At 53.9% G+C, this 8820-nt stretch carries 10 protein-coding genes; all 10 read right to left on the bottom strand.

Annotated features, from left to right (window positions below; translation table 11 throughout):
* Positions 1 to 91: 91 nt before the first annotated feature.
* The gene (gene fabF / locus Q0L39_RS09150; protein ID WP_296628572.1) at positions 92 to 1339 is read right to left on the bottom strand and encodes a beta-ketoacyl-ACP synthase II; all 1248 of its coding nucleotides are present in this window, start codon (positions 1337 to 1339) and stop codon (positions 92 to 94) included.
* A gap of 22 nt (positions 1340 to 1361) precedes the next feature.
* Positions 1362 to 2102 carry a 3-oxoacyl-[acyl-carrier-protein] reductase gene (gene fabG / locus Q0L39_RS09145; protein ID WP_296628570.1) on the bottom strand — a complete coding sequence of 247 codons (741 nt, stop codon included), beginning with the start codon at positions 2100 to 2102 and terminating at the stop codon, positions 1362 to 1364.
* Between the two features lie 3 nt (positions 2103 to 2105).
* Positions 2106 to 3041: an ACP S-malonyltransferase gene (gene fabD / locus Q0L39_RS09140; protein WP_296628568.1), complete on the bottom strand. Its 936-nt coding sequence runs from the start codon at positions 3039 to 3041 to the stop codon at positions 2106 to 2108.
* Positions 3042 to 3059: 18 nt separating this feature from the next.
* Positions 3060 to 4007, bottom strand: coding sequence for an enoyl-[acyl-carrier-protein] reductase FabK (gene fabK, locus Q0L39_RS09135; RefSeq protein ID WP_296628566.1), 948 nt, complete (start codon positions 4005 to 4007; stop codon positions 3060 to 3062).
* A 317-nt stretch (positions 4008 to 4324) separates the two neighbouring features.
* Positions 4325 to 4546 (bottom strand): acyl carrier protein, encoded by a 222-nt coding sequence (locus tag Q0L39_RS09130; protein WP_296628564.1) that lies wholly within the window; start codon positions 4544 to 4546, stop codon positions 4325 to 4327.
* Positions 4547 to 4601: 55 nt separating this feature from the next.
* Positions 4602 to 5552 (bottom strand): beta-ketoacyl-ACP synthase III, encoded by a 951-nt coding sequence (locus Q0L39_RS09125; protein ID WP_296628563.1) that lies wholly within the window; start codon positions 5550 to 5552, stop codon positions 4602 to 4604.
* 40 nt (positions 5553 to 5592) lie between these two features.
* Complete coding sequence (locus tag Q0L39_RS09120; protein ID WP_296628562.1) at positions 5593 to 6042, bottom strand: MarR family transcriptional regulator; 450 nt, start codon at positions 6040 to 6042, stop codon at positions 5593 to 5595.
* Between the two features lie 202 nt (positions 6043 to 6244).
* A complete protein-coding gene (locus tag Q0L39_RS09115) occupies positions 6245 to 6865 on the bottom strand; it encodes a flavodoxin family protein (protein ID WP_296628560.1) in 621 nt (206 codons plus the stop codon).
* 117 nt (positions 6866 to 6982) lie between these two features.
* The gene (locus tag Q0L39_RS09110; protein ID WP_296628558.1) at positions 6983 to 8191 is read right to left on the bottom strand and encodes an FprA family A-type flavoprotein; all 1209 of its coding nucleotides are present in this window, start codon (positions 8189 to 8191) and stop codon (positions 6983 to 6985) included.
* Positions 8192 to 8317: 126 nt separating this feature from the next.
* Positions 8318 to 8820: ATP-binding cassette domain-containing protein (locus tag Q0L39_RS09105; RefSeq protein ID WP_296628556.1), on the bottom strand; the 503-nt coding region annotated here is incomplete at its 5' end.

The raw sequence follows: 8820 nt of genomic DNA, 5'->3' as shown, positions 1-8820 counted from the left end.
AATCATTCCCCTGTGTTAACGCTGTACGGTTAAAAGGGGATGGCGTTCTGAATCAAACGGCAGACGCCTTCTATGTTATATAAAGATACTTCTAGTCCTTTACCTTCACAAAGGCAATACAGCCGTTGTGGCCGCCAAAACCGAGCGAATCGGACAGCGCCAGGGTCACCGGTGCTTCGACCGCCTTGTTTGGCACATAGTTGAGGTCACAGTCCTCATCCGGCTGCTCGTAGTGGATGGTTGGCGGAATGATGCCGGTCTCGAGGGTCTTGACAGCGGCAATCGCCTCGACAGCGCCTGCTGCACCCAGCATGTGACCGGTCATCGACTTGGTTGAGCTGATATAGGCTTTCTTTGCAGCTTCCTCACCCAGTCCCAGCTTGATGGCCAGTGTCTCGGATTTATCGTTGAGTGGAGTGGAGGTGCCATGCGCATTGACATAGATACACTCGCCGCTCAGATCGGTGATGCCTGCCTCCTCCAGCGCCAGACGAAAGGCACGGGATGCACCCTTTGCTTCTGGATGTGGAGCAGTGATGTGGTGAGCATCGCAGGTGTTGCCGTAGCCGACCATCTCTGCGTAGATATGCGCACCTCTTGCTTTTGCATGCTCATATTCCTCCAGGATGAGGATGCCGGCGCCTTCGCCCATGACAAAGCCGCTTCTGCGTTTGTCAAATGGTGTGCAGGCGCTCTCTGGGTCCTCGTTGGTGGTCAGCGCCTTGCAGTTTGCAAAGCCTGCCACTCCAACTGGATCGATGGCTGCCTCGGCGCCGCCGGCAATGATGGCGTCGGCATAGCCATAGCGGATGGCGCGGAACGCCTCACCCAAAGCATGGGTGGAGGTGGCACAGGCGGTGACAACCGGCAGGTTTGGTCCCTGTGCATCAAAGCGGATGGCGATGTTGCCCGCCGCGATGTTGCCGATCATCATCGGGATCAAAAATGGGGAGATATGGCGCGGTCCGGACTGGAAAAACTTGCCGCACTGTTCGGTGATGGTGCCGATGCCGCCGGTACCGGAACCGACATAGACGCCCAGACGTTCCGCCTCGATATTTTCTCCGGCAGCAAGGCCTGCATCCTGCATCGCCTGTACTGCTGCCGCGATGGCATATTGGGTAAACAGGTCGGTCTTTCTGACCTGTGCTTTTTCGATGTACTGGGTCGGCTCAAAGTCCTTGACCTCGGCCGCTACCTTGACCTTCTGGTCGCTGGTATCAAAGCGGGTAATCATTCCAACGCCGTTTTTGCCCGCAATCAGACTGTTCCAAAAGTTTTCAATATCATTTCCAACCGGCGAGATCACACCCATGCCGGTGACTACTACTCTATTCATCCTTGTTCCTCCTGTGGACCGCTTACATATTCAGTCCGCCGTCGATGCGCAGCACCTGACCGGTGATATATCCGGCCTCCTGCGAAGCCAGGAAGGATACTGCCGCTGCAATATCCTGCACATCGCCCATTCTTCCCAGCGGAATCTGCTCGGAAATAGCCGCTTTGACCTTATCGGACAGCACTGCGGTCATATCGGTCTGGATAAATCCAGGGGCAACCGCATTGCAGGTGATGTTTCTGCCCGCCAGCTCCTTGGCGGTGGTCTTGGTCAGACCGATCAGTCCGGCCTTGGCTGCCGCATAGTTTGCCTGACCGGCATTGCCCATGACGCCGGAGATCGAGCTGATGTTGATGATGCGTCCGCTTCTGCGCTTGATAAACTGGCGGCAGCTGTGCTTAATCATATAAAATGCACCGTTTAAGTTGGTGTTGATGACCTTCTGGAAGTCCCCCTCCTTCATCGACATCAGCAGTCCGTCGCGGGTGATGCCCGCGTTGTTGACCAGAATGTCGATGCCGCCGAACGCTTCGACGGTCTGTGCGACTGCCTGCGCACACTGCATCGAGTCGGAGACGTCGCAGCGGATGCACAGACTGCTCACTCCCAGCGCCTCGATTTCGGCGCAGGTATCCTTGGCTGCCTGTTCATTGCCAGCATAGATGACCGCCACGTTGCAGCCGTCCTTTGCCAGGCGCAGAGCGATGGCTTTACCGATGCCGCGGGATGCGCCGGTGACCAGCGCGGTTCTTCTCTGTTCCATTGCTTATTCCTCCGCTGTTTTGCCCAGCGCTTCCAGCGTCTGGGTCAGTGTTTCGCCGTCCTGTACCCGCAGGATGGTGGCATCCTTGGCGATCTTTTTGACCAGACCACTGAGCGTTTTGCCTGGACCCACCTCGATAAAGGTATCAAAGCCATCTTCGACCATTCGGCGGATGGTGGTTTCCCACTGTACCGGATGGGTGATCTGCTCGGTCAGCAGCATCTGGCATTCTTCCACATTCTGTGGATAAGGCTGTGCGGTGCGGTTTGCATAGACCGGCATGGATGGCGCATGCAGATGAAACTGTGCAATTTCCTGTTTGAGCTGCTGCTCTGCACTGTCCATAAACGGAGAGTGGAAGCCGCCGCTGACTTTCAGCGGTACCGCTTTGCCGCCGCACTCCTTGACTCGTGCACAGAAGCTCTCCAGCTCACAGCTGCTGCCCGAAACTACCAGCTGTCCCGGGCAGTTATAGTTGACCGGATAGACCTTTACAAACTCCTGGCAGAGTTTTTCCACCGTCTCGTTGTCCAGCTTGAGCACCGCCGCCATACCGGCAGGATGCTGGTGAGCGGCATTGTCCATCACCTGTGCTCTGCGGCAGACAAAGGAAAAGCCGTCCTTCTCCTCAAAAGCACCTGCAAAGCACAGAGCCGCTACCTCACCCAGCGAAAAGCCTGCGACAGCGTCGGGACGAACTCCGTTCTGCTCCAGCGCACGTGCTGCTGCCAGATCGACGCAGTAGACGCAAGGCTGGGTGTTGCAGGTCTGTGCCAGCTCCTCCTCCGATGCAGTAAAGCACTGCTGACTGGTGGAAGGACGAAGCTGATCCGCATTCTGGAATACCTGTGCCGCTGCAGTGGAAATCTCACACAGCTCCTTGCCCATGCCGGTGTACTGTGCGCCCTGTCCGGCAAATAAAAATGCTATCTTTCCCATTGCTCTTCTCCTTCAGATTTACAGGTAAAAACGGTTTGCGCCGCGGAGAATCTCTTCAGCCTCGCTGAACATCTCCTCGATCATCTCCTGTGCAGTCTGCTCCTTATGAACCATTGCTGCACACTGTCCCGCCATAAAGCTGCCGTTCTTCTCGTCGCCTTCCCTGGCTGCCTTGCGCAGTGCGCCGGCGCCCATCTTTTCCAGCTCCTCGTCACTGACGCTGGAATTATATTCCTGCTTGAACAGCTCGCGGGTAAACTGGTTTTTCAGGCAGCGGACCGGATGACCCAGACGTTTGCCGGTGGCGATAGTGTCGATGTCCTTTGCTTTGAGGATCTTGTTCTTGTAGTTTTGATGAACGGTACACTCCTTGGCAACCAGGAAGCGGGTACCGCACTGTACGCCGCAGGCACCCAGCATGAAGGCTGCTGCGATTCCTCTGCCGTCTGCAATGCCGCCGGCAGCCAGAACCGGAATCTTGACTGCGTCGCATACCTGTGGAACCAGTGTCATGGTGGTCAGCTCACCGATGTGTCCGCCGGATTCGCCGCCCTCTGCGATAACTGCAAAGGCGCCGCTTCTCTCCACCAGTCTTGCCATAGCGGTGGATGCAACGACCGGAATCACCTTGATGCCTGCCTCCACCCATTTCTTCATGTATTTGCCAGGGTTGCCTGCACCGGTGACAACGATCGGAATTTTTTCCTCAACGACCAGGTCGGATACCTCATCGGCAAAAGGGCTCATCAGCATGATGTTGACGCCGAAAGGCTTGTCGGTCAGCTGGCGTGCCTTGTGAATCTCCTCACGCAGCCACGCGGCGTTTGCGTTCATCGCTGCGATGATGCCCAGTCCACCGGCATTGCTGACTGCTGCAGCAAGCGATGCATCCGCAATCCAGGCCATACCGCCCTGAAAGATTGGATATTTGATATTTAAAAGCTCACAGAGATTAGTTTTAATCATAACGAACACATTCCTTTCCTCGTGACTGTACAAAAGCCGCCGGTCAAACCGTCGCTTTATAAGCCGCCGGTCAAACTGTCGCTTTAAAAGCCGTCGATCAAGCCGTCACTTTAAAAGCCGCCGGTCAAGCCATTGCTTTAAAAGCCACCTATCAAGCCATTGCTTTAAAAGTCATCAGCCAAGCTGTCGCTTAAAAAGTCGGTCAAGCCGTTGATCCATCTGCCGTTTCACCGGCCGCTTTCGTACAGTCCCCTGTTTTTCAAATTTGCCGGAACCTCACAGGGAGGTTCCGGCTTTCTGCTTTCTGCCGACAGAGATTACTTAGTCAGCTCTTCAATCTTTTTAACGATGTCGCCGACGGTTTTGAGGTCCTCGCTCATCTCCATCTCTACACCGAACTCATCTTCCAGGCTCATCATCAGATCGACGGTGTCCAGGCTGTCCAGTTCCAGCTCCTCGAAGGTGGAGTTCTCGCTGATCTCGCTTGGCTCGCACTCTTTATACTCTGCCAGAATGTTGATTACTTTTTCCAATACCATGGTTGTTTCCTCCTGAAATTAAAAATTATTCTATCCTTTATCCAACGTGGGATAATTACCACTCTATCACGCCTGCGCCGGTGGTCAGACCTGCGCCAAAGGCGGTCAGCGCCAGCAGGTCGCCCTTTTTGAGCTTACCCTGTGTGTTTGCCTGATCCAGCACCACCGGAATGCTGGCTGCCGAGCTGTTGCCCAGATGTTCGATGCCGGTCAGGCACCGTTCCATCGGAATCTTCAGCTTGTGGGCTGCCGACTCGATGATGCGCAGGTTCGCCTGATGCGGAACCAGCCAGTCAAGCTGTTCCGGCTCAATCTCTGCCTGGCGGCAGGCTTCCTTGACGTCGCGGCACATCGAAGAAACCGCAAACTTATAGACTTCCTGTCCGTTCATCTTCAAAAACGATTCCTGCTGCGGCAGGGTGTCGAACGGACTGTTGCCGCCGCTGTGCGGGACGTTTAACACGTCGATGTTTCCATCGGCGGTCAGCAGAATGGAGCGCAGTGCATCGCCCTCTCCCAAAATGACCGCACCGGCTGCATCGCCAAACAGCACACAGGTGGAACGGTCCTGCCAGTTGACCAGGCGGGACATGGTGTCACCAGCCAGTACCAGCACATAGCGCACCTTTTTGCGCGCAAAATATCCCGCTGCCACATCCAGTGCATACATAAATCCGGTGCAGGCTGCGCTGATGTCCATTGCCGGACAGCTGGCGCCCAGCTCCTTCTGGATGATGCACGCCTGAGACGGAGTGATATAATCGCCTCGAATGGTCGCACACAGGATCAGGTCGAGCTGATCGGCGCGCAGTCCTGCGCGTTCCAGCGCCTGTCTGCCCGCTGCACTCAGTAGCTCGGTCAGGCTCTCGTTGGTACACACCGCACGCTCGCGGATGCCGGTTCGCTGGCTGATCCACTCGTCGCTGGTGTCCAGAAAGGTCGAAAGATCGTCGTTGGTCTTTCGGCACTGCGGCAGCGCACTGGCCGTTGAAAGTATCCTGAACATCGTCTATCCCCTCGCTTTATCCTCGTTTACTTCTTTGGGATCACTTGAGTTGATCCTTCAAAAACTGGTCCAGCTTCATGACCCCTTTGTACAGGATCTGCTGTTCCTCCTCGGTCATATCTCGAATGATGCTTCGGACCATCGACTCATGAAAATAGCGGTGCACCGAGTCGATCTTTTTGCCCATTCTGGTCAGCGACACGTACACAATGCGTCCGTCCTCTTCTCCGCGGACCTTTTCCACATATCCTTTTTTCATCAGCTTGTTGATTGCTACCGTCACCGACGGCAAAGTGATGTTAAGTTCCTCCGCCAGTTCCGAGATGGTGCGACGACGGTCCTTGCCCTTGCCCACCGCTTCGAGCATGTGCATCTCGTTGATGCTGAGGTCTATCTTGTCGGAACGCTTGAGGATTGTTTCCTCCACCTTGAGGATCGAACGATAGGTATCCACGATCACTGCATTGAGTTGCTCTTCAAACGGTTTCATTTGTGCCATCCTTTCGACCGATTCATCCAGCTTAAAAGTAACAAGTGTTATTTTTAATTAGATTGACAAACTAATTATATCACCGTTTCCTCACTTGTCAAGCAGAAATTTGTCGTTTTGATTCTAAAATGAAACACATGTTTCCCGATAAAACAAAAATCAGCAGGAAAAGCCCGTGGGCTTTTCCTGCCGGTTTTGCAGTTTATCGAATAAAGTTTGTGCGCTGAGCAGGCTCTTTTTGTGGGAAGGAAACGCCATTTTTGCGTCCCAGATCGATGCATTTGAGCAGCCAGGCCATGTTGTTGCCCAGTGTGCGCATGATCTGCATGCCTTCTTTGTCCTGCATTACCTCCTCCGGTTTATTGCCGTGAACCATGTTCCAGTAGCGGGAAGAAACAACCGGCATACCGCAGATGGTGAAATACTTATTGAGCTGGTCGAGCGAAGCAGTGGAACCTGCGCGGCGGCAGCTGACTACAGCAGCGCCAGGTTTGCCCTCAAAGGCAGAGCCGCCGCTGTAAAAGGCGCGATCCAAGAAGGAGGTAATCTGTCCGGATGCGCTGGCATAATAGACCGGCGAACCGAACACAAAGCCGTCAGCCTCTCTGGCCTTCTGGACAAACTCGTTGACCTTGTCGTCGATGACGCAACGTCCCAGCTTGCCGCAGGCACCACAGGCCATGCAGCCGGAAACAGGAGCCTTTCCGATCTGAAAAATTTCGGTCTCAATGCCGTTTGCCTGCAAAGCACCCGCTACCTCACTCAGTGCCGTATAGGTGCAGCCTTCTGCATGTGGGCTGCCGTTTAATAACAGTACCTTCATGTAAATTCCTTCTTTCTGTTTTATTTTTATTGTAGCACAAGCTGTCAACCTGTTTTTCATCAAAAAAACGGCCGGACATCGTCCGACCGTTTTTAAGAAATACTGTTCTGTTTTTGTTTAGAAGCTCTGTGCAAAAGCTTTTCCGAACTCTTTTGCGTTCTCCAGATCTTCTTCGCTTGGAACAAAGGTAACCTTGAAGCCGTCCTCAAAGACGTTCATCTTCAGTCCCATCAGTCTTGCCTGAATGTTGCCAACTGCTTCACCGGTCCAGCCGAAGGAACCAAAGACTGCAACTGGTTTCTTTGCTGCATTGATAGCGTCGATGCCAGCCAGCAGCATCCATACCGGAGGAACTGCATCGCGGTTGAGAGTCGGGCTGCCGACAGCAAAAGCATCGCAGCGGTTAGCCAGCGCATGCAGCTTGTCCATGTCGTGCTCGATGATGTCGTAGGTCTGACAGTCTGCATTTGGTTTTACTTCGAGGATACCTTCGCGGATCTTCTCAGCCAGCTTTGCAGTGTTGCCATAAGCGGAGGTGTAGAACACTGGAATCAGCGGAACTTCGTTGACAACCGGTGCAGACCACTCGGTGTAGCGAGCGATAACCTCGTCCATTCTGCCCTCTTTGGTCAGAACCGGACCGTGGCTGGTGCAGATGAATTCCGGTTTCTCCGGCAGTGCCTGAATCTTCTCCAGACCTTTGCGGACAAAGGAAGCAAATGGGCCAAAGATGGCTGCATAGTACAGTGCCAGTGCTGCATCGTATGCCTTTGGATAAGCGATGTTGGTGTCGAAGGTGTATGGCTCACAGTAGTGGCAGCCGAGGAAGTCGCAGGTAAACAGGGTCTTTGCATCCTCTACCCAGGTGAACATCGAATCCGGCCAGTGCAGGTTTGGTGCAAAGAAGAAGGTCAGCACTCTGCCGCCCAGGTCGATGGTGTCGCCGTCCTTGACGCGCAGAACGTCGAGGTCACAGCGGTTGGTGATATTTTTCAGGTACATAGAACCAGCCTGAGAAGCAACGATCTGTGCCTTTGGCATCAGTTCGAGCAGCTTTGCCATCGAACCGGAGTGGTCCGGCTCATTGTGGTTCATGATGATGTAGTCGATCTCTTCCAGCGGGCAGACTTCGCGGATATTATCAAGGTACAGATTGAAAAATCCTTCGTGGCAGGTCTCGATCAGTGCGGTTTTTTCACTGCCGCGTACAACGTAGGAGTTGTAGGTAGTACCCGATTCGGTTTTCATAACGATGTCGAACACTCTCATGTTCGGATTCTGGATGCCGACAGAGTAGATTCCATCGGTAATTTTAACTGCGGACATTTCACATCTTCCTTTCAATTTTCATGCTTTTATTATACCAAGGTGGTATAACATTGTAAAGATACAAAACTGACAAAGAAATAACCATTTGTCGGCTGATTCTGCGTCAATGCGTCGAGAGCAGGTCTATCTGGCGAGAATTTTGCGCAGATACTGTCCGGTGTAGGAGCCTTTGCACGCGGCAACCTGTTCCGGTGTACCGGTAGCAACAATCTGTCCGCCGCGGTCGCCGCCCTCTGGACCGAGGTCGATGATGTAGTCGGCAGTCTTGATGACATCGAGGTTGTGCTCGATGACCACCACTGTGTTGCCGCTGTCCACCAGCGTCTGCAATACGTCGATGAGCTTGTGAACATCGGCGGCGTGCAGACCGGTGGTCGGCTCGTCGAGGATATAGATAGTCTTGCCGGTGGCCTTTTTGGACAGCTCGGTCGCCAGTTTCACACGCTGCGCCTCGCCGCCCGACAGAGTGGTCGCCGACTGTCCCAGTTTCACATAGCCCAGCCCTACATCGCACAACGTTTGCAGCTTGCGGGCAATCTTGGGGATGTTTTCAAAAAAGACGCAGGCTTCTTCGGCGGTCATCTCCAGCACGTCACTGATGTTTTTGCCCTTGTATTTGACCTCCA

The sequence above is a fragment of the uncultured Negativibacillus sp. genome (genome assembly GCF_944388365.1).
In the GTDB taxonomy this organism is placed as follows: domain Bacteria; phylum Bacillota; class Clostridia; order Oscillospirales; family Ruminococcaceae; genus Negativibacillus.
Note: the sequence above shows the minus strand (reverse complement) of the source record. Positions and strands in the feature narration are given on the sequence as shown.